The sequence below is a fragment of the Microbacterium paraoxydans genome (assembly GCF_018224615.1).
GTDB lineage: Bacteria > Actinomycetota > Actinomycetes > Actinomycetales > Microbacteriaceae > Microbacterium > Microbacterium paraoxydans_B.
The window spans coordinates 779,548-800,612 of sequence record NZ_JAGTUK010000002.1 but is presented as its reverse complement, the minus strand read 5'-3'; the positions used below and the strand labels follow the sequence as shown (position 1 = coordinate 800,612).

Annotated in this window: 17 protein-coding genes and 1 other RNA gene; 2 read left to right on the top strand and 16 right to left on the bottom strand. The window is 70.8% G+C overall.

Going from position 1 to position 21,065, the window contains the following annotated elements:
- Nucleotides 1–48: 48 nt before the first annotated feature.
- Nucleotides 49–891 carry a DUF1295 domain-containing protein gene (locus KE274_RS09585; protein ID WP_211543126.1) on the top strand — a complete coding sequence of 281 codons (843 nt, stop codon included), beginning with the start codon at nucleotides 49–51 and terminating at the stop codon, nucleotides 889–891.
- 22 nt (nucleotides 892–913) lie between these two features.
- Here the strand turns inward: KE274_RS09585 and KE274_RS09580 are convergent, their stop codons facing one another.
- The 16 genes from KE274_RS09580 to ffs form a co-directional block, all read right to left on the bottom strand.
- Entirely contained in the window at nucleotides 914–2,173 is a 1,260-nt protein-coding gene (locus KE274_RS09580) for an alpha-hydroxy acid oxidase (protein WP_211543124.1), read from the bottom strand.
- Nucleotides 2,174–2,183: 10 nt separating this feature from the next.
- Nucleotides 2,184–2,906, bottom strand: coding sequence for a FadR/GntR family transcriptional regulator (locus tag KE274_RS09575; RefSeq protein ID WP_211543122.1), 723 nt, complete (start codon nucleotides 2,904–2,906; stop codon nucleotides 2,184–2,186).
- Between the two features lie 98 nt (nucleotides 2,907–3,004).
- Complete coding sequence (locus KE274_RS09570; RefSeq protein WP_211543120.1) at nucleotides 3,005–3,658, bottom strand: thymidine kinase; 654 nt, start codon at nucleotides 3,656–3,658, stop codon at nucleotides 3,005–3,007.
- A 9-nt stretch (nucleotides 3,659–3,667) separates the two neighbouring features.
- Entirely contained in the window at nucleotides 3,668–5,140 is a 1,473-nt protein-coding gene (locus tag KE274_RS09565) for a malate:quinone oxidoreductase (RefSeq protein WP_211543118.1), read from the bottom strand.
- Between the two features lie 69 nt (nucleotides 5,141–5,209).
- Nucleotides 5,210–6,280, bottom strand: coding sequence for an aspartate-semialdehyde dehydrogenase (locus tag KE274_RS09560; protein WP_211543116.1), 1,071 nt, complete (start codon nucleotides 6,278–6,280; stop codon nucleotides 5,210–5,212).
- A 179-nt stretch (nucleotides 6,281–6,459) separates the two neighbouring features.
- The gene (locus KE274_RS09555) at nucleotides 6,460–7,746 is read right to left on the bottom strand and encodes an aspartate kinase (RefSeq protein WP_211543114.1); all 1,287 of its coding nucleotides are present in this window, start codon (nucleotides 7,744–7,746) and stop codon (nucleotides 6,460–6,462) included.
- Between the two features lie 100 nt (nucleotides 7,747–7,846).
- Nucleotides 7,847–8,770, bottom strand: a complete 924-nt coding sequence (locus KE274_RS09550) for a DMT family transporter (protein WP_211543112.1) — start codon at nucleotides 8,768–8,770, stop codon at nucleotides 7,847–7,849.
- The gene (gene recR, locus KE274_RS09545; RefSeq protein WP_136032137.1) at nucleotides 8,767–9,360 is read right to left on the bottom strand and encodes a recombination mediator RecR; all 594 of its coding nucleotides are present in this window, start codon (nucleotides 9,358–9,360) and stop codon (nucleotides 8,767–8,769) included. The genes KE274_RS09550 and recR overlap by 4 nt, the downstream gene beginning before the upstream one ends.
- On the bottom strand, nucleotides 9,360–11,654 hold the full coding sequence (locus KE274_RS09540) for a DNA polymerase III subunit gamma and tau (protein WP_211543110.1): 2,295 nt from the start codon (nucleotides 11,652–11,654) through the stop codon (nucleotides 9,360–9,362). Before KE274_RS09540 ends, recR begins: the two co-directional genes overlap by 1 nt.
- Before the next feature lie 74 nt (nucleotides 11,655–11,728).
- Entirely contained in the window at nucleotides 11,729–14,236 is a 2,508-nt protein-coding gene (locus KE274_RS09535; RefSeq protein ID WP_211543108.1) for a glycoside hydrolase family 65 protein, read from the bottom strand.
- A complete protein-coding gene (locus KE274_RS09530) occupies nucleotides 14,233–14,991 on the bottom strand; it encodes a beta-phosphoglucomutase family hydrolase (protein ID WP_211543106.1) in 759 nt (252 codons plus the stop codon). Before KE274_RS09530 ends, KE274_RS09535 begins: the two co-directional genes overlap by 4 nt.
- 100 nt (nucleotides 14,992–15,091) lie before the next feature.
- Nucleotides 15,092–16,312, bottom strand: a complete 1,221-nt coding sequence (locus tag KE274_RS09525; RefSeq protein ID WP_211543104.1) for an acetate/propionate family kinase — start codon at nucleotides 16,310–16,312, stop codon at nucleotides 15,092–15,094.
- Nucleotides 16,309–18,441: a phosphate acetyltransferase gene (gene pta, locus KE274_RS09520; RefSeq protein WP_211543102.1), complete on the bottom strand. Its 2,133-nt coding sequence runs from the start codon at nucleotides 18,439–18,441 to the stop codon at nucleotides 16,309–16,311. The genes KE274_RS09525 and pta overlap by 4 nt, the downstream gene beginning before the upstream one ends.
- A gap of 61 nt (nucleotides 18,442–18,502) precedes the next feature.
- Nucleotides 18,503–19,198, bottom strand: coding sequence for a hypothetical protein (locus tag KE274_RS09515; protein ID WP_211543100.1), 696 nt, complete (start codon nucleotides 19,196–19,198; stop codon nucleotides 18,503–18,505).
- Nucleotides 19,195–19,803 carry a rhomboid family intramembrane serine protease gene (locus KE274_RS09510; protein WP_211543098.1) on the bottom strand — a complete coding sequence of 203 codons (609 nt, stop codon included), beginning with the start codon at nucleotides 19,801–19,803 and terminating at the stop codon, nucleotides 19,195–19,197. The genes KE274_RS09515 and KE274_RS09510 overlap by 4 nt, the downstream gene beginning before the upstream one ends.
- A gap of 54 nt (nucleotides 19,804–19,857) precedes the next feature.
- Nucleotides 19,858–19,954, bottom strand: an RNA gene (gene ffs / locus KE274_RS09505) — signal recognition particle sRNA small type.
- Between the two features lie 116 nt (nucleotides 19,955–20,070).
- Between ffs and KE274_RS09500 the strand changes: the two genes are divergently transcribed.
- Nucleotides 20,071–21,060 carry an AAA family ATPase gene (locus KE274_RS09500; RefSeq protein WP_211543096.1) on the top strand — a complete coding sequence of 330 codons (990 nt, stop codon included), beginning with the start codon at nucleotides 20,071–20,073 and terminating at the stop codon, nucleotides 21,058–21,060.
- The last annotated feature ends 5 nt before the right edge of the window (nucleotides 21,061–21,065 follow it).

Below are 21,065 nucleotides of genomic sequence, written 5' to 3'. Positions count from 1 at the left end.
ACCTGGGCGGAACGCACACGACCGGGTGCGCGGTCCTAGCATGGCGTCATGGATGCGCTGCAGCTCGTGCTCGTCGTCGCCGCTCTCGCCAGCCTCTCGTGCTGGGTGCTGTCCCTGATCACCCGGGACACCTCGTGGGTCGACCGCGCGTGGTCGATCGTGCCCGTCGTCTACGTGTGGATCTTCGTGGCGGGGGCCTTCGCCGCGGATACCGGCTCGGCGCGGGTGGTGCTGATGGGGATCCTGGTGACGGCGTGGGGCGCGCGGCTGACGTTCAACTTCGCGCGCAAGGGCGGCTACACGGGCATGGAGGACTACCGCTGGGCGATCCTGCGCACGCGGATGCGCCCGTGGCAGTTCCAGGTGTTCAACCTGCTGTTCATCGTCGCGTACCAGATGACGCTCCTCGTGCTGATCACGCTCCCGGCCTGGCTCGCGGCGCAGTACGCCACTCCCCTGTCCGGGTGGGATGCCCTGTTCGCGATCGCGTTCGTCGCGTTCCTGACCGGCGAGACGATCGCGGATCAGCAGCAGTGGAACTTCCATCAGCGCAAGAAGCGGGCCGGTGGCGTTCTCGCCCCGGGTTTCGCGACGACCGGGCTGTTCCGCGTCAGTCGTCACCCGAACTTCTTCTTCGAGCAGGCCCAGTGGTGGGCGTTCTACGCGCTCGGAGCGACGGCGGCGGTCACCGCGGGCGAGGGTCTGCTCGGCGGCGTGCTCAACCCGACGATCATCGGCGCGGCACTCCTCACCGTGCTGTTCATCGGTTCCACGATCTTCACGGAGTCGATCACGGCCTCGAAGTACCCTGCCTACGCCGAATACCGGCGCACGACGTCGATGCTCGTACCGTGGCCTCCGCGGCGCCGCGCCGTGGCCCCGCAGTCTTAGCGGACCAGGGCGCGGCCCCGTGTCAGCGGACAGCGACCTCGACGGCGTCGCGGGCGACCGGAACCAGACGGGTCAGCTGCGTCACGTGCCCCGGCTCGAGCTCGTCCAGCGAAGCGACGCCGAGGAGACGCATGGTCCGCTCGATCTCGCTGCGCAGGATCGCGATCGTGCGGTCCACGCCCTGACGCCCGCCCGCCATCAGGCCGTAGAGGTACGCGCGGCCGATCAGCGTGAAGTCGGCACCCAGCGCGACCGAGGCCACGATGTCGGCCCCGTTCATGATGCCGGTGTCGATCATGACCGTGAAGTCGTCGCCCACGGCCGTGCGCACCTTCGGCAGGAGGTGGAACGGGATCGGCGCGCGGTCGAGCTGGCGCCCGCCGTGGTTCGACAGGACGATGCCGTCCACGCCCGCATCGCGCAGTCGCACCGAATCCTCGACGTTCTGCACGCCCTTGATCACGATGCGACCGGGCCAGATGTCACGGATCACCGCGAGGTCGTCGTAGCTGATCGTGGGGTCCATCGCCGCGTCCAGCAGTTCCCCGACCGTGCCGCCCGTCGAGCTCAGCGACGCGAACTCCAGCTTCGGCGTGGTCAGGAAGTCGAACCACCACCAGGGCCGTGGGATGGCGTTGATGATCGTGCCGAGCGTGAGCTGCGGCGGAATGCTGAACCCGTTGCGCTTGTCCCGCAGGCGGGCACCGGCCACCGGGGTGTCGACCGTGAACTGCAGCGTGTCGAAGCCCGCGGCGGCCGCACGCCGCGCGAGCTCGTACGAGATCTCGCGGTCACGCATGACGTAGAGCTGGAACCAGTTGCGCCCGTGCGGGTTGGCGGCCTTCACCCCCTCGATCGACGTCGTGCCGAGGGTGGACAGCGTGAAGGGGATCCCCGCGGCGGCCGCCGCACCGGCACCGGCGACCTCCCCCTCCGTCTGCATGAGACGGGTGAAACCGGTCGGCGCGATGCCGAACGGGAGTGCGGACGGACCGCCGAGGATCTCGACCGTGGTGTCGACGTCGGGGGCGGGCTTCAGGATGCCGGGGTGGAACTCCACATCCTGGAACGCCTGGCGCGCCCGGCTCAGCGACAGCTCGCCCTCGGCGGCGCCATCGGTGTAGTCGAAGGCGGCCTTGGGCGTGCGGCGCTTCGCGATCGTGCGGAGATCGTCGATCGTGAGGGCCGCGTCGAGCCGGCGCTTGCGGCCGTCGAGTTCGGGCTTCTTGAACTTCATGAGCTCCAACAGCTCGGCAGGATTGGGGAGCTGGCGCTGGACCATGGCGTGCCTCTCAGTCGTCGGGGTGGAGGTCGCGGGTGAGCCCCGCGGACGTGTAGTAGCCGGTGATGTGGGCACGGACCAGCGCGCGGGCGGCCTCGGCATCTCCCGCGTCGATCGCCGAGACGAGCGCGTGATGCTCGGACCGCAGTCGCGCCGCCATGGCGTCCCAGTCGGGGATCGCGGCGGCACCCGCCTGCACGTACGACTCGATCGACGAGCGCAGCCCGGCCATCATGGCCGCGATCACGGTGTTGCCGCTGCCCTCCGCGAGCGAGAGGTGCAGCTGCGCGTCCAGGGCGAGGAACTCCGACGGGGTGAGGCCGTCGGCGTCCATCGCGTCCAGCAGTTCGTGGGCCTTCGCGGTGTCGCCGCCGTCTGCGGAGGCCAGAGCCGCGACGACGGCGTCTTCCAGCACCAGGCGCGTGCGGACGACGTCGTCGAGCGGGAAGCCCTGTGCCGCGACCTGCAGCCGGAGCAGAGCCGACATCCCCCCGGTCGGCGTGGCGATCACGATGGCGCCGGCCTGTGGGCCCGATCCGGTCGCCGTGCGGATGAGGCCGAGCACCTCGAGCACCCGGAAGGCCTCGCGCACGCTGGAGCGTCCGACACCGAGATCACTCGCCAGGTCGCGCTCGGACGGCAACCGGTCCCCCGGGCCGAGGCGCCCGTCGAGCAGGTCGCGCTCGATGTGCTCGAGCACGAGTTGCCATGCCCGCGCCGGCTGCTCCGCCATTCCGCCTCCTGTGGTCTGACCACAGCGTACCCGGTGTGGTCAGACCACGCAAAAGCCGCCCGGCTCGAGCGAGACGGGCGGCCGCGACACTCACCTCTTCAGCCCAGGCGGCCGCCGGACTCCTCCAGATAGCACGTGCCGCACAACGACTCGTACGTCGTGAGCTCGGGCGACGCGGAGCCGTCCGCGCCCTCGTCGATCGCCACCTGGTCGCCGTCGAACACGAACCGACCGCCGACGACCCGCCCGTTGAACACCGCCTTGCGACCGCAGCGGCAGATCGTCTTCAGCTCCTCCAGTGAGTGGGCGATCGCCAGGAGCCGCGCCGACCCCGGGAACGCGTGCGTGAGGAAGTCGTTGCGAATGCCGTACGCCATGACGGGGATCCCGTCCTCCACCGCGATGCGGAAGAGGTCATCGATCTGCGCGGCCGTGAGGAACTGCGCCTCGTCCACGAGGAGGCACGCCACGTCGATCGGCGCCGTGGGAAGCAGCTCCTCCTCCGTGGAGCGCCGCATACGATCACGATGCGCCGTGAACAGGGCGCGCGCGTCGTCGTCCGGTCCGATCAGGAAGTCGACCCGCCGCGTGACCCCCAGGCGGCTTTCGATCTCCGACGCACCCTTGGTGTCGATCTCGGGCTTGGCGAGCAGCACATGCTGACCGCGCTCCTCATAGTTGTACGCCGCCTGCAGCAGAGCGGTCGACTTGCCCGAGTTCATCGCGCCGTAGCGGAAGTAGAGCTTCGCCACGGACCGATCTCAGACGTTGATGCCGAGGGCGGCAGCCGTCGCCGACGTCGACTCCTGCGCCAGCGCCGGGTCGGCGTTGAGCTTCTTGCCGAAGGTCGGAATCAGCTCACGCAGCTGCGGCTCCCACGCGGGGAACTCCCCGGGGAAGCACTTCTTCAACAGGTCGAGCATGATCGGCACAGCCGTGGACGCACCGGGGGACGCCCCGAGCAGACCGGCGATGGAGCCGTCGGCCGACGCGACGACCTCGGTGCCGAACTGCAGCACGCCACCCTTCTTGGGATCCTTCTTCATGACCTGAGCACGCTGACCCGCATTGATGAGCGTCCAGTCCTCGTCCTTCGCGGTCGGCATGAACGTACGCAGGCTGTCGACCTTCTTGCGATGGTTCTTCATCAGCTCGCTGATGAGATAGGTGATCAGGTCGGGGTTCGCGAACGCCACCCGGAGCATCGGCCACAGGTTGTGCGCACGCACCTGCGTGACGATGTCGAGCATCGAACCGTTCTTCAGGAACTTGGGGCTGAAGGTGGCGAACGGACCGAACATCAGCGACGCCTCGCCGTCGACCACGCGGGTGTCCAGGTGCGGCACCGACATGGGCGGAGCACCCACCGACGCCTGCGAGTACACCTTCGCCTTGTGCTGCGCGACGATCTTCGGGTTCGTGGTCTTGAGGAACTGCCCGCCGATCGGGAACACGCCGTAGCCCTTGATCTCGGGAATGCCCGAGCGCTGCAGGAGCTTGAGCGCCCAACCGCCCGCGCCGACGAAGACGAACTTCGCCTTGATCTCGTTCGGAGTGCGACCGACCGTGGTGCGGTACTTGATCAGCCAGGTGCCGTCCTTCTGCCGCTTGAGCGACTTCACCTCGTGATTCGTGCGGACAGAGACGCCCGACGCGCGGAGGTGATCGAACAGCTGATGCGTGAGGGCCCCGAAATCGACGTCGGTGCCGGCCGGCACGCGCGTGGCAGCGAACGGCTCGCCCTTGCGACGCTTCTGCATGAGCAACGGCGCCCACTGGTTGATGACGCGCGAGTCCTCGCTGTACTCGATGCCGGCGAACAGCGGCTGCTCCTTGAGCACCTCGTACCGGTTCTTGAGGTACGCGACGTCTTTCTCACCGCGCACGAACGTCATGTGCGGGGTCGCGTTGATGAAGGTCGACGGCGCATCCAGCACGCCCTTCTCGACCAGCGACGACCACAGCTGCCGGCTCTGCTGGAACTGCTCGTTGATGGACACGGCCTTGGCGGGATCGAGCGGCGCATCGCCCTGCTGCGGCATGTAGTTCAGCTCGCACAGGGCGGCGTGCCCGGTGCCGGCGTTGTTCCAGGGGTTCGAGCTCTCCTGGGCCACGTCGGACAGTCGCTCGAAGGCGACGATCTTCCAGTCCGGCTGCAGCTCGTGCAGCAGAGTACCCAGGGTGGCGCTCATGATGCCACCGCCGATCAGGACGACATCGACGTTTTCAGTCACCCGAACAGTCTAGTTCGCGGCCAGGACACCGCAGACCATGCGACGGCTCCCGCGAGAGCCTCCGACAGCTCAGCGCACGGGCGCGAGGCGCTCGGCGAGCACCTCGGCGATCTGCACCGCGTTCAAAGCAGCGCCCTTGCGCAGGTTGTCGTTGCTGATGAACAGCACCAGGCCCTTGCCCTCGGGCGCAGACTGGTCGGCTCGGATGCGACCGACGAAACTCGGGTCCTTGCCCGCCGCCTGCAGCGGCGTCGGCACCTCGTCGAGCACCACGCCGGGAGCCGAACTGAGGACCTCGCGGGCGCGCTCCGGCGTGATGTCACGCGCGAACTCGACGTTGATCGAGAGCGAGTGCCCCGTGAACACCGGCACGCGCACGCACGTGCCGGCCACGCGCAGCGCGGGAAGCTCGAGGATCTTCCTGCTCTCGTTGCGGAGCTTCTTCTCCTCGTCGGTCTCGTTGTCACCGTCGTCGACCAGGTTCCCGGCGAACGGGATCACGTCGAACGCGATCGGTGCCACGTACTTCTCCGGCTCCGGGAAGTCCACGGCCGAACCGTCGTGCACGAGGCGCAGCGTGTCACCCTGCGCCAGCACGCCCTCGACCTGGCCGAGCAGTTCCTGCGCGCCGGCGAGCCCGGACCCGGAGACCGCCTGGTAGGTGGAGACGATGAGCCGCTCGAGCCCGGCCTCGGCGTCGAGCGCCTTGAGCACCGGCATCGCCGCCATCGTCGTGCAGTTCGGGTTCGCGATGATGCCCTTCGGGCGATCGTCGATCGCATGCGGGTTGACCTCGCTCACGACGAGCGGCACCTCGGGATCCATCCGCCACGCGCTGGAATTGTCGACGACGACGGCCCCCGCCCCGGCGAACTTCGGCGCGTACGCACGACTCGCGGTCGCACCGGCGGAGAACAGCGCGATGTCGACGCCCGACGGGTCAGCGGTCTCCACGTCCTCGACGATCACCGTCTGACCGCCGAAGTCGATCGCAGTACCCGCCGAGCGCGACGACGAGAACAGACGCAGCTCGCGAATCGGGAACGACCGCTCGGCGAGAATCTCGCGCATCACGGTGCCCACCTGGCCGGTGGCGCCGACGATGGCGACGGAGAGTCCTGAATCGGAGATGCGGGTCATGATGTTCCTTGGCTTCGTGCGGTACGGCGTACGAGGCTTCGGGCGCGGCGTCGGGATGCGGAGGCCACGCCTGGCGCCGGTGTCAGGGTTTCGGCGAGTCTACCGCGCCGACACCGGCCGACCGCCCGCGTGACGACACCAGGACGACGTCGGCAGGATCCGGACGGCCGATGGCAGGATCAGCGACCCGTGCCGGCGTGGACCGTCGCCTCGGCCTCGCCGTCCAGACCGTAGGCGGTGTGGACCGTACGGGCGGCCTCGGCCAGGTCGTCACCGCGGAGCACCACCGAGATGCGGATCTCCGACGTGGAGATCATCTCGATGTTGATGCCGCCGGCCGACAGCGCCTCGAACAGGGTCGCCGAGACACCCGAGTGCGTGCGCATGCCGGCACCGACGACCGACAGCTTGCCGATCTGGTCGTCGTGCACGAGGTTCTGGAAGCCGACCTCGGCCTGCTCGCCCGCGAGCGCCTTGAGGGCGGCCGGGGCGTCGGCCTTCGGGACCGTGAAGGAGATGTCGGTGCGCCCGGTCGACGCCGCCGACACGTTCTGCACGATCATGTCGACGTTCGCGCCCGACTTCGCGACGATCTTGAAGATCTCGGCGGCCTTGCCCGGGACATCGGGCACGCCCGCGACGGTGATCTTGGCCTGGCTGAAGTCGGTGGCGACACCGGCGACGATGGGCTCTTCCATGACTGCTCCCTCGGCTTCGCGAGGGTTCTTCATGCCCTCGCCCAGAACATAGGTGCCCTCGGCCGACGAGAACGTCGACCGGGCGTGGATCAGGACGCCGTGACGGCGTGCGTACTCGACCGCGCGGATGTAGAGCACCTTCGCGCCGTTCGCCGCGAGCTCCAGCATCTCCTCGCTCGAGACGTGGTCGAGCTTCTGCGCCCTCGGGATCACCCGCGGGTCGGCCGTGAAGATGCCGTCCACATCGCTGTAGATCTCGCACACGTCGGCGTCGAGCGCGGCCGCGAGGGCCACCGCCGTGGTGTCGGACCCGCCGCGGCCGAGCGTCGTGATGTCGCGGGTGTCGCGGTTGAAGCCCTGGAACCCGGCGACGATCACGATCGCCCCCTCGTCGAGCGCCTCGCGCAGACGCACCGGGGTCACATCGACGATGCGCGCGGCACCGTGCTGGGAGTCGGTGATCATGCCCGCCTGGCTGCCCGTGAAGGAGCGCGCCTCGAAGCCCATCGAGTGGATCGCCATCGCCAGCAGCGCCATCGAGATCCGCTCACCGCTCGACAGCAGCATGTCGAGCTCGCGGGGCGCCGGAATGGGCGCGACCTCGTTGGCCAGGTCGAGCAGCTCATCGGTCGTGTCGCCCATCGCGCTCACCGCGACGACCACGTCGTGACCCGCACGACGCGTGTCCACGATGCGCTTGGCGACGCGCTTGATGCTCTCTGCGTTCGCGACGGACGAGCCGCCGTACTTCTGCACGATGAGGGCCACGTTCACTCCCTGGGATGACGGGCGGATCCGCCCACGCTCATTCTACGGATCGCGCACATGCCCGACCGCGCATGTGACAGGCGGCGGGGGCGGCGCCGGGTCAGAGGGCGACCGGCGGCGCGGGCGAGGGCGGCAACACGGGACGCAAACGCCCCCCGGTCGCCGCGAACCAGCAGCCGACGATGATCAACGGGAAGCCGATCAGCAGCCCGGGTGTGAGCGGCTCGGACAGCACGATCGCGCCAAGCACGATCGCGACCACCGGATTGACGTAGGTGAACAGCGGCGCACGCACCGGGCCGACCTCTCGGATGAGAGCGAAGAAGGCGAGGAACGCGAGCGCCGTGCAGATGACGGCCAGAGCGAGCAGCGCCCCGATCGAGGGCAGCGTCGGCACCTCGTGCTGCGTGAGCAGACCGATCGGCAGATAGAGGACCCCGATCATGAGCAGCGACAGCGTGATCGTGCCGAGCGAGGGCACGTCGCCGAGCTTGCGCGCCACGATGAACGGGGCGATCGCATACAGCACGGCGACCAGCAGCACCTCCCCCGCCGCGAGCAGACTCACCTCGCCGCCGAACAGCCCGGGGCCGGCGACGACGATCGCGACGCCGAGGAAGCCCACGAGCAGACCGAGGCCACGGGCCGGGCGCAGCACGCCGCGGTCGCCACCGCCGAGCGCGATCAGCGCGGCGAACAGCGGAACCGTCGCCACCAGCAGCCCCGTCATCCCCGAGGGCAGCGTCATCTCCGCATGCCCCAGGAGCACGAAGGGTCCGGCCATCTCGATCGCGCCGAACGCCAGCACCCACGGCCAGTGACGGAGTGCGGCGCGCAGGGCACCGCTGCGGAGCGCGAACGGCAGCAGCAGGAGGGCAGCGATCAGCGTGCGCCCTGCAACGATCGCGGGCGGGGAGATCGACTCCACCGCGACGCTGATGAACAGGTAGGGCACACCCCACAGCAGAGCCATGACCCCGAAGAGCAGCCAGCCCCGACGGGAGAAGCCGGAGTGCGGTGTCACAGCACGCGCCGGCCCTCGAACGCCCGACCCAGCGTGACCTCGTCGGCGTACTCGAGGTCGCCGCCGACCGGCAGGCCGGAAGCGAGACGAGACACCGTGATCTGCATCGTGGTCAGCAGCCGGCTGAGGTAGCTCGCCGTCGCCTCGCCCTCCAGGTTGGGGTTCGTGGCGATGATGACCTCCTGCACCGTGCCGTCGGCGAGACGCGTCATCAGCTGCGCGATGCGCAGATCGTCCGGTCCGATGCCGGCGATCGGGCTGATCGCGCCGCCGAGCACGTGGTACAGGCCACGGAACTCGCGCGTGCGCTCGATCGCCGCCACGTCTTTCGCATCCTCGACCACGCAGATCAGCGCCTGATTACGGCGAGGGTCCCGGCAGATCGCGCAGCGCTCCTGCTCCGCGACGTTGCCGCAGATCTCGCAGAAGCGCACGCGCACGCGGATCTCGGTGAGCAGCTCCGCCAGGCGCGCCACGTCGAACGTGGGCGTCTGCAGGATGTGGAACGCGATGCGCTGCGCCGACTTGGGTCCGATGCCGGGCAGCCGGCCGAACTCGTCGATCAGCTCTTGGACGATGCCGTCGTACATCAGGAGAACCTCGTGGGGGGCTCGTAGGGCTCTTCGCGAAGGAACGTCGCGCCGAGCACCTGGCGGATCACGGCCTCACCGTAGCGCTGCACTCCCCCGGCCGCGGGGGTGCGCTCGACCACGACGGGCGGGACGGCGACCGACGGTGCGGCCGCGCGGGACGGCTGCGCGGCGGGGCGCGCGGACGGAGGAACGGACGAGGACCGCGGCTCGTACGCCGGTTCGTACGACGGGTCGTACGGCGGCTCCTCGTCGAAAGCCGGCGCGTCGTCATCTCCGGGCAGCGGCGGCTCCTCGCGGTCGACGGCACCGTCGGCGGGCGGCGCCGGTGCGGACGACGCGGCCTCGACCTCCTCCGGCTCCTCGTCCACCGCGAGCGCCGTCGGCGCAGCCGCCACCGGCTCCGCCGTCGGGATGGCGGCCACGGCCCACTCGGTCACGGGGGCGGCATCGCTGCGGACCTGCGGGCGGACGCGCGCCGCTGAGGCAGGCTCCGATGCAGGCGCCGCGTCGGCGGGGGCGGTGGAACCGGACGACGCGGGCTGGCGCGGCGCTCCGCCCGGAGGCATGGGCGCGGGCAGGTACTTCACCCGCACCCCGACCTCCTGCTCGATCGCCGAGCGCAGGTGGTCGGACGGACCGGAACCGGGCGTGGTGCCCTTGAACTTCGCCACGTCGTGCTGACTGGTGAACCCGAGCGTGAGCACCTCGCTGTCGGTGTCGTACGCGAGGGGCTGCACGGCGGTCGCCAGCAGCCACGACGTGCGGCTGATGCCCTCGAGCCGCGTGAGCACGGACGGCCACGCCGCACGGATGCGGTCGAACGTGACGGGGCCGGACGGTGCAGCCGGAGCAGCGTCGGGCGCGCCGCTCTCCGCGGCCGGGGCGACACGGCCGGAACCCGCTGCGGACCCGGATGCCGGCGGCGCGTCGGACACGACGGCGGAGTCCACGGCGGCCCCCGGAGCAGGGGACGGTGCCGACGCCGGCGTCGATGGAGCGGACGGCGTCGACGGGGTGGATGACGCCTGCGTCACGACGGGGGCGGGCGGCACGGCCGACGACGATGATGCAGCGGATGCCGGGGACGCGGGAGCTCCGGACGATGCAGCGGCAGCGGCCACGGCAGCCGGCGCTCCGGCGGACGTGGCAGCCGCGGACGGCGTGGCCACCTCCGCCGCCTCGGCCAGCACTCGCGCGACCATCAGCTCGAGGTGGAGCCGGGGCGACGTGGCGCCGGACATGTCATCGAGCGCCGCGCTCACCACGTCGGCCGTACGCGAGAGCCGGAGCGCACCGAACGCCTCGGCCTGACGCCGCATGCGGTCGAGCTCGTCTTCCGCGATACCGCGCAGCACCGCGGAGGCCCCGGAGCCCACGGCCGCGATCACGATCAGGTCGCGCAGCCGCTCGAGCAGGTCGTCGACGAAGCGCCGCGGGTCTTGCCCGGTCTGCACCACGCGGTCGATCGCCGGGAAGGCCGCAGCGGCATCGCCCGCGGCGAGCGCATCCACGATCTCGTCGAGCAGCGCGCCGTGCGTGTACCCCAGCAGTGCCACGGCACGCGCATAGCCGACCGTGACGGTCTCGGAGCCGGCCGGCGAGTCGGACCCGGCGATCAGCTGGTCGAGCAACGACAGCGTGTCGCGAGGACTGCCGCCGCCCGCCCGCACGACGAGCGGGAGCACGCCCTGCTCGACGACCACGCCCTCTTCGGCGCACAGCTTCTCGACGTACTCGAGCATCGCGGCGGGAGGAACCAGCCGGAACGGGTAATGGTGCGTGCGGGAGCGGATGGTGCCCAGCACCTTCTCGGGCTCGGTCGTCGCGAAGATGAACTTCACGTGCTCGGGCGGCTCCTCGACCAGCTTCAGCAGCGCGTTGAAGCCCTGCGGCGTGACCATGTGCGCCTCGTCGAGGATGAAGATCTTGTAGCGGTCACGGCTCGGGGCGAACGTCGCGCGCTCTCGCAGGTCGCGTGCGTCGTCGACGCCGTTGTGGCTCGCGGCGTCGATCTCCACGACGTCGAGGGAGCCCCCGCCCGCGCGCGACAGTTCCACGCAGCTCGGGCACGTGCCGCACGGGGTGTCGGTCGGACCCTCCGCGCAGTTGAGGCACCGCGCCAGGATGCGGGCCGACGTGGTCTTGCCGCAGCCGCGCGGACCGGAGAACAGGTACGCGTGCCCCACACGGTCGCCACGCAGCGCCGTCATCAGCGGATCGGTCACCTGAGACTGCCCGATCATCTCGCCGAACGTCTCGGGGCGGTAGCGGCGGTAAAGGGCTGTGGTCACCACTCCAGCCTACGGCGTGCCACCGACGTTCGGCGGGTCGCGCCCCCACCTCGACGGCGGAGGCGCGACCCGGCTCAGTCGATCGGCTCGATCACCGGAATCGCGGTCGTGATGACCGGCACCGAGGCGGACAGCCGCGTGCCGTCGTCGCGCCGGGCATCCGCGAACTCGCGCAGCGTCGGGCGTCCGGGGATCACGGGTCCCTGGTCGGCCAGCCGCACCACCGCCGGATCCTCGAGCGTCGCGAAATACGCCGTGTCACGCACGCTGAACGGCACCGGCGGACCGCTGCGCACCTCGACCCGCAGCTCCTCGCGCGTGACCGTCACCGTGAGCGCCGACCCCTGCCACTGCAGCGGGAACGACAGCGACGGCCACCCCACCGGCAGCCGAGGATCGAAGCTCAGGTCGCCCGCATAGTCGCGCATGCCGCCGAAGCCGCACACCAGCGCCGTCCACACCCCACCGGCCGACGCCACGTGCACGCCGTCCGACGCGTTGTGATGCAGATCGTGCAGATCGACGAACAGCGACTGCTCGAAGTACTTCTGCGCCAGATCCTGATACCCGACCTCCGCCGCCAGGATCGACTGCACCACGGCGGACAGCGTCGAGTCGCCCGTGGTCAGCGGGTCGTAGTAGTCGAAGTCGGCCTTCTTCTCCTCCGGCGTGAAGTGGTTGCCCTGCAGGAACAGCGCCAGCACGACGTCGGCCTGCTTCAGCACCTGGAACCGGTAGATGACCAGCGGGTGGAAGTGCAGCAGCAGCGGACGCTGATCCGCGGGGGTGTTCGCCAGATCCCACACCTCGCGCTCCAGGAACAGCGAGTCCTGCGGGTGGATGCCCAGGCTCTCGCTGTACGGGATGTACATGGCCTCGGCAGCGCGCTCCCACGACTCCGCTTCGCCAGGGCCGAGACCCGTGCGCTCGACCAGCGCCGCGTAGTCCTCGGGGTAGCTGTCGCGGATCTCCCGCACCACCTTGGCGGCGTAGCGGAGGTTGTAGCGCGCCATCACGTTCGTGTACAGGTTGTCGTTCACGACCGTGGTGTACTCGTCCGGGCCCGTGACGCCGTGGATGTGGAACGTCTGCAGCCCGTCCCCCGCGTCGGACTGCTCGACCAGTCGCGCGCCGCGCCAGAACCCGAGGGTGGCCCACAGCCGCGCCGTCTCGATCGCGATGTCGGCGCCCTCCCGGCGCAGGAACGCCTCGTCGCCCGTGGCCCGCACGTACTTGCCGAGCGCGAAGCTGATGTCGGCGTTGATGTGATACTGCGCCGTGCCCGCCGCGTAGTACGCCGAGGCCTCCTCGCCGTTGATCGTGCGCCACGGGAACAGCGCCCCCGCCTCGTTGAGCTGTGCCGCCCTGCGACGCGCGGCCGGCAGCATCTTCACGCGAGCCCTCAGCGCGTTGTAGGCCCAGCGCGGCGTCGTATAGGTGAGGAACGGCAGCACGTAGATCTCGGTGTCCCAGAAGTAGTGGCCGCTGTAGCCCGAGCCGGTGAGGCCCTTCGCCGGCACGCCAGCCCCGTCCGCGCGTGCCGACGCCTGCGCGAGCTGGAACAGGCACCAGCGCGTGGCCTGCTGCAGGTCGTCGCGCCCGCCGATCTGCACGTCGCTGCGCTCCCAGAACGCGTCGAGCCACTCGCGCTGACGCCGGAACACCGACTCCACGCCCTCGTCGCTCGCGCGGTCGAGCGACCGACGGCAGCGGTCGACGAGCTCGCGCGTGGGCACGCCGCGCGACGTGTGGTAGCTGACGAGCTTCGTGATCGTGATCGGCACGCCCGCCTTCGCCTGCACGCGGAAGACGTTCTTGGCGATATCCGGCTCGCACAGCGTGCGGGCGTTGTACTCGTTCTCGGTCTCGACGATGTGGTCGGCGACCACCGCGACGGTCATGCCCGACGCCGCCACCCGGTACGACAGCGCGGAGCGGAGCCCGTCCTGCCAGTGCTCGGCCGGCTCCAGCACCCGGTCGGCGATGCGCTCCGCCTTGCGGGGATCGAAACCGGCGCCCTTGGCCGCGATCGGCGTGCCCGCATACACGCCGGCACCGTCCTGACGGTTGAGCAGCTGGCAGCTGATCGTGACGGGCGCGTCCGCGTTCTCCACCACCACCTCGAGCCGCAGCACCGCGAGGTGCCGCTCCTCGAAGCTCACCAGCCGCTGGTCGCGCATGCGCACGCGCTTGCCCGACGGCGTCTCCCACACCACGCGGCGCTCCAGCACACCCGTGCGCATGTCGAGCGTGCGGGCGTACTCGCGCACATCGGCGTCGTCCAGCGAGATCGGCTCGTCGTCGACGTACAGCCGCATGACCTTGGCATCCGGCGCGTTCACGATGGTCTGGCCCACCTCGGCGAAACCGTACGCCTGCTCGGCGTGACGGATCGGCCAGGTCTCGTGCAGACCGTTGATGAACGTGCCGTGCTCGTGCGCGCCGCGGCCCTCGATGTGGTTCCCGCGCAGCCCGAGGTAGCCGTTGCCCACCGAGAACAGCGTCTCGCCGACGCCCTCCTCCGAATAGCGCGTCTCGATCAGACGCCACGGGTCGACGGGAAAGCGTTCGCGGTCGATCATGCGGTCTCCGGGGTGTCGGTGGGGGTCTCGGGAAGCAGGGCGGCGAGGTCGTCGACCACGTGCGTGGCTCCGGCGGCGCGCAGCGCGTCGGCACCCGTGCCGCGGTCGACGCCGATCACGGTCGCGTAGCCGGCAGCGGCCGCGGAGGCGGCGCCGGACGTGGCGTCTTCCACGGCGACGCTGCGCGCGGGGTCGACGCCGAGGCGGGCCGCGCCCGCCGCGAACATGTCCGGCGCGGGCTTGGAGGCCAGGCCGTCGCGCTCCGCGACGACGCCGTCGACCACGACACGGAAGAAGGAACGGATGCCCGCGGCGGCGAGCACCTCCTCGGCGTTCTTCGAGCTCGACACGACCCCCATCGGCACACCGGCCGCGTGCAGGCGCTCGATCAGCGCGAGCGAACCGGGGAACGGGGCGATGCCCTGTCCGCGCAGCGAGGCCGCGAACGCGGCGTTCTTGCGGTTGCCGATGCCGCAGACCGTCTCGGCGGAGGGGTCGTCGTCGACCGAGCCCCACGGCACCTCGACGTTGCGGCTGCGCAGCAGGCTCGCCACCCCGTCGTACCGCTTCTTGCCGTCGACGTAGGCGAAGTAGTCCTCGTCGGTGTACGGCGGGGTGATGCCCCAGCGCGCGAACACGTCGTCGAACACCGCCTTCCACGCCCGCATATGCACCTCGGCGGTCGGCGTGAGCACGCCGTCGAGATCGAACAGCACTCCTTCGGCGAGGAGCAGGTCGGGCAGTGCTTCTGGCACAGGGCCTCCAGGAGAAGGGCGAGGGACGGATCGGCACCTCTCCGTGCCACTGTGCCAGCGTAATGCGGGCAGCGCGCACGGGGTAACCCCGCGGCTCGGATCAGAGCAGCTCGGCCGTCTGCCTGGCGATCTGGAGCTCCTCGTCGGTCGGCACCACCAGCACCGCCACGCGCGAGGAGTCGGACGAGATCACGCGGATCCCCCGCTCCCTGGCGGCGTTACGCTCCCGGTCGAGCTCGACGCCCGCGAAGCCGAGCGTCGACATGGCCGCCGCGCGCACCGGCGCCGCGTTCTCCCCCACGCCCGCCGTGAACGAGATGACGTCGACGCCGCCGAGCTGCGCGATGTAGGCCCCCGCGTACGCGCGCAGCCGGTGCACGTACACGTCGAACGCCAGGACGGCCGCCTCATCCCCGGCCTCGACCCCCGCGAGGATGTCGCGCATGTCGCTGCGCCCCGCCAGGCCGGCGAGCCCGCTGCGGGTGTTCAGCAGCGCATCCAGGTCGTCGATCGTGTACCCGGCGCGGCGCGACAGGTGCACGAGCGCGGCGGGGTCGAGGTCGCCCGACCGCGTGCCCATCACCAGTCCCTCGAGCGGCGTCAGCCCCATCGAGGTCTCCACCGAGCGGCCGCCGTCGATCGCGGTGACCGAGGCCCCGTTGCCGAGGTGGAACACCAGCTGCCGCAGCTCGCCCAGGTCGCGGCCGAGGAAGCGCGCCGCAGCCTCGCTCACGTACTGGTGGCTGGTGCCGTGGAACCCGTAACGGCGCACGCGGTGCTCGGCCGCGAGCTGTGCGTCGATCGCGTAGGTGTACGCCGCGGGCGGCAGGGTCTGATGGAAGGCCGTATCGAACACCGCCACGTGCGGCACCGCGTCGAACACGGCCCTGGCGGCACGGATCCCGGCCAGGTTCGCCGGGTTGTGGAGCGGAGCGAGCACCGCCAGTTCGCCGATCTGGCGTTCCACGTCGGCATCGATCAGCGTGGGGGCGTAGAACCGCGCGCCGCCGTGCACCACGCGGTGCCCCACAGCGACCGGAGGGTGCGCGTCGAGCGACGGTCCGTGCGCCGCGAACTGCTCGCGCATGACCTCGAACGCGGCCTCGTGGTCGGGGATCGACCGTTCGTCGCGGTAGGTGGCCTCAAGCATGGTCGGCACCGCGTAGGCATCGGCGACCGGGCGGACCGTATGGGACACCGGACTCGACTCCTGGCCGATGCGCTCGATCAGCCCGCTCGCGAGCTCATCCTCCCGCTCGACGTCGATCAGGCTGTACTTCAGCGACGAGGACCCGCTGTTGATCACCAGGATCGCGCTCACGCCCGCTCCCCCTCCCGGGCCGCGCCCTGCGCCTGGATCGCAGTGATCGCGACGGTGTTGACGATGTCGTCCACGAGTGCTCCGCGCGACAGATCGTTGATCGGCTTGTTGAGGCCCTGCAGCACCGGGCCGATCGCGACGGCGCCCGCCGACCGCTGCACGGCCTTGTAGGTGTTGTTGCCCGTGTTGAGGTCGGGGAAGACGAACACGGTCGCGCGTCCGGCCACCGCGGAATCGGGCAGCTTGGCCTTGGCGACCGCGGCATCGGCGGCCGCGTCGTACTGGATCGGCCCCTCCACGGGCAGCTCCGGCGCGCGTTCGCGCACGAGGGCCGTGGCCTGCCGCACCTTGTCGACGTCGGCGCCGCTGCCCGACTCGCCCGTGGAGTACGACAGCATCGCCACGCGCGGGTCGATGCCGAACTGCTGCGCGGTCGTCGCGGACGAGATCGCGATGTCGGCCAGCTGCTCCGCCGTGGGGTCGGGGATCACGGCGCAGTCGCCGTACACCAGCACGCGGTCGGCGAGCGCCATCAGGAAGACGCTGGAGACCACGGTCACCCCGGGCTTGGTCTTGATGATCTCGAACGACGGCCGGATCGTGTGCGCCGTGGTGTGCGCGGCACCCGACACCATGCCGTCGGCGAGCCCGAGGTGCACCATCATGGTGCCGAAGTACGACACGTCGGTGACCGTGTCGGCCGCACGTTCCAGCGTGACGCCCTTGTGCGCCCGCAGCCGTGCATACTCCTCCGCGAAGCGCGGCACCAGCTCGGGGTCGGTGGGGCTGATCACCTGCGCGCCCGCGATGTCGACGCCGAGCTCCGCAGCCCGAGCCCGGATCGCGGACTCGTCGCCCAGGATCGTGAGGTCGGCCACGTCGCGCGCGAGCAGCGTGGCCGCCGCGCGCAGGATGCGGTCGTCGTCGCCCTCCGGCAGCACGATGCGGCGGCGGTCGGCCCGCGCCCGCTCCATCAGGCCGTACTGGAACATCAGCGGGGTCACGACGTGCGCCTCCGCGAGACCCAGCTGCTCGGTCAGCTCGGCGATGTCGACGTGCGCCTGGAAGAGACCCAGCGCCCGGTCATACCGTCCGCGGGCATCGGCCGTGATCCGTCCGCGCGTGCCCATCACGCGCACCGCCGTGTCGTACGTGCCGAGATCAGTCGTGATGATCGGCACCGACGAGCCGACGCCGTCGAGCAACTGCAGGATCGGGGCCGGAAGCGGGAAGGGGCCGTTGAGGACGATGCCGGCGATGCGCGGGAACGTGCCGGACGAGTCGGCGAGCAGGGCCGCCAGCAGCACCTCGGTGCGGTCGGCAGGGATCACCACCACGGACTCCTCCGTGATCCGCGGCAGCACGTTCACCATCGACATCCCCGCAACCACGATCGACAGGGCCACCGCGGTCAGACGCTCCTCGTCCCCCGCCAGCAGCGTGCCGTCGATCGCCGCGAGGATGCCGCGGATGGACGGCGCCACCAGCGCGCGGTCTTCCGGGATCGCCCACACCGGGGTGCGGTCGGCCGGAAGCACAGCGCGCACCGCGGCGACCATCCGCTCCAGCGCCTCGGGGTCGGCGCGGTTCACGGCGACTGCGAACAGCTCCGCGCGCTCCGCGGCGAGCTCGGACAGCGCGAGCGCCGCGATCTGACCCACCGCGGCCGGAGTGCGCGCGGTCGTGGTGCCCAGCTGTTCGGCCTGGCGCTGCTGGTCGCGGCCGCTGAGCACGAGCAGCACGGGCGCGGCGAGGTTCGCGGCGATGCGGGCGTTGAACCCGAGCTCCGCCGGACTCGCGACGTCGGTGTAGTCGCTGCCCACGATCACGACCGCGTCGCACTGCGCCTCGACCGCCTTGAACCGCGCGACGATGGTCGCCAGAGCCGCCTCGGGATCGGCGCGCACGTCGTCGTAGCTCACCCCGATGCAGTCGTCGTAGTCGAGTTGCACGCCGTCGTGGGCGAGCAGCAGCTCGAGGATCTCGTCGCGCTCCGCGACCGACCGCGCGATCGGTCGGAACACCCCCACGCGCGGCGAGACGCGCATCAGAGCGTCGAGCGCCCCGAGGGCGATCGTCGACTTCCCGGTATGGCCTTCGGCCGAGGTGATGTAGATGCTCCGCGCCACGCCCCCAGCTTAGGCGGGGCGCCGCCGAACGCACCCGGCCGGTGCCGTGACTATCCGGCCGTCACTCGCACGGGCCGGACAGGGCGTCCACCACGGCCGTCGCGTCTTCCTGGTAGCGGGCGTAGTAGTCGCGATCGGTGTTGATCTGCACGCGGTGGATCGCGTGGGACGGCGGCATCGACTGCCACGCCGGCAGCCGCGCGAGCCGCTCGTAGAACAGCGTGGCCGAGGCCGCCGGGTCCATCCGCTGCTCCACGCTGCCCCACCAGTCCTGCTGCTGGAACAGACCGATGCTCGTGGTGCGCGAACCGTCCGGGTTGGTCCAGCCCCTGGTCTCCCAGTCGCCGTAGTCGATCGCGCGGAGGCTGCTCTCCCCCATCGCGGTCATCACGCCGAGGATCTGACCGTCGCGGCCGAAGCCGAGCGCGGAGGCGGTGCGCACGATCGTCGCCGCATTCTCCAACTGCTCGCCGCTCCACCCCTGGATGCCCGCCGCGGGGAACGTCTCGGGGCGGTCGATGCAGATCGGTGCCGGGTCGCGCGCGAGGCCGAGCGGGATGAGCACCAGGAGACCAGCGACCACTGCGATCACCCCGGCGGACACGAGTGCCCTCCGCAGCAGAACCCGGCGACGCGCACGCGAGGCCGCACGACGGCGCGCGGTCGCCCGACGGCGGGCGGCCGGAGAGCGCCGTGCCGCCGATCCGCGCCGCGCCCTGGCACCGCCGGACCGCGGCTTCGCGCGCGCCGAACTCATCGCCGGACGGCCCTCGTCTCGGAACGCGGGCGCCCGGCGAGCGCCGCGACGCCACCGCCGATCGCGCCGAACAGGTGCCCCTGCCACGAGACCCCGTCCGCCACGCCGAACACCCCGGAGAGCATGGTGCCGCCGTACACCCCGATCACCACGACCGCGATCACGGCGTACAGGATGCGGTGCGCGACCCGCCCCGGCGAGAACACCCGCATCACGACGTAACCGAAGTACCCGAAGACCAGCCCGGACGCGCCCACCGTGAGGGTGCCCGGAGCGTTCACGAGCCACGTCCCCAGCCCGCCGACCACGGCCACGATCGCCGTCACGGCCCAGAAGCGCCGTGCTGCCTCGACCGCCACGAGGCAGCCGAGCACCAGGAACGGCACCGAGTTGGCGATCAGGTGCGCCCAACTGGCGTGCAGCAGCGGCGCGAGCACGATGCCGCCCAGTCCGGACAGATCCCACGAGCGGATCCCGAACACCGTGAACGTCCCCGGCAGCACGGCATCGGCGAACTGCACCAGCCACATCAGGGCCAGCAGCAGCACCGGCGACGCGAAGCGGGCGAGCGGGTGCGGCGGCCGCGAAGGAGGGGGAACGGTCACCGCTCGATTGTCGCAGGCCCGTCCGACGAACGGCTGTGTGCGCGGCCCCGAGACAGAAAAGACCCTCCGCGCACCCAGCAGAGCCCGGTTACCCTTGCTGCGTTTCCGCCCTGGGGGAATTGGCCTGGATGCCGCCACGCGGAGAGCCGTCGTCCACTCTACCCGACCCGCCGGGGCACGGCGAACGCACCCGGGCATGGTCCCGCACGCCGCCCGGAGCGTACGATCGATTCACGCGCATCGTTGCGTCGACCTGAGAGGGAACGCATGCCAGAGAACGCCCCCCTGACCCCGGTCACGATCGACGCCGAACGATTCGCCGCCCAGACCGCGGCGATTCTCGGCTCGATCAGCCAGGTCATCGACGGCAAGCCCGACGCCGTGCGCAGCGCCCTCGTGTGCCTGCTCGCCGAGGGGCACCTGCTCATCGAGGACGTACCCGGCGTGGGCAAGACGATGCTCGCCCGTGCGCTGGCCGCGAGCGTCGACGCCACCGTCCGCCGCATCCAGTTCACCCCCGACCTGCTGCCCGGAGACGTCACCGGGGTCTCGGTGTACAACCCGGTCGACCGCGAGTTCGAGTTCAAGCGCGGCGCGGTGTTCGCGCACATCGTGATCGCCGACGAGATCAACCGCTCCTCCCCCAAGACGCAGTCCGCACTGCTGGAGGCCATGGAGGAGGGGCAGGTCACGGTCGACGGTTCCACGCACCGACTGCCCGACCCGTTCCTCGTGGTCGCCACGCAGAACCCGCTGGAGATGGAGGGGACGTACGCGCTTCCCGAAGCGCAGCGCGACCGGTTCATGATGCGCATCTCGATGGGCTACCCCGACCCCGCGGCGGAAGCCCTCATGCTGCGGCAGCGCGACGTGGTGAACCCGCTCGCCACCGTGACGCCCGTCGCCGATGCCGCGTCCGTCGCGCAGCTGATTGCGTGGGCCCGCGCCGTGCACGTGGCACCGGCCCTGGAGGAGTACGCGGTCGCGCTCGCCCAGGCCACCCGGTCCGACCCCAGCCTGCATCTCGGCGCGAGCCCCCGCGCGACCCTGCAGCTCGTGCGCGCCGCGAAGGTGTGGGCCGCTCTCGACGGGCGCGACTACGTCATCCCCGACGACATCACGTCGCTGCTCATCCCCGTGTTCGCGCACCGCCTGCTCCCCGCCCGCGGCGCCCACCGCGCCGGAGCCCAGCCCATCGAGGCCGCGCTCACCCAGATCGCCGAGCGCGTGCGCGTCCCGGTCGCCACCCGGTCCTGAGCCCC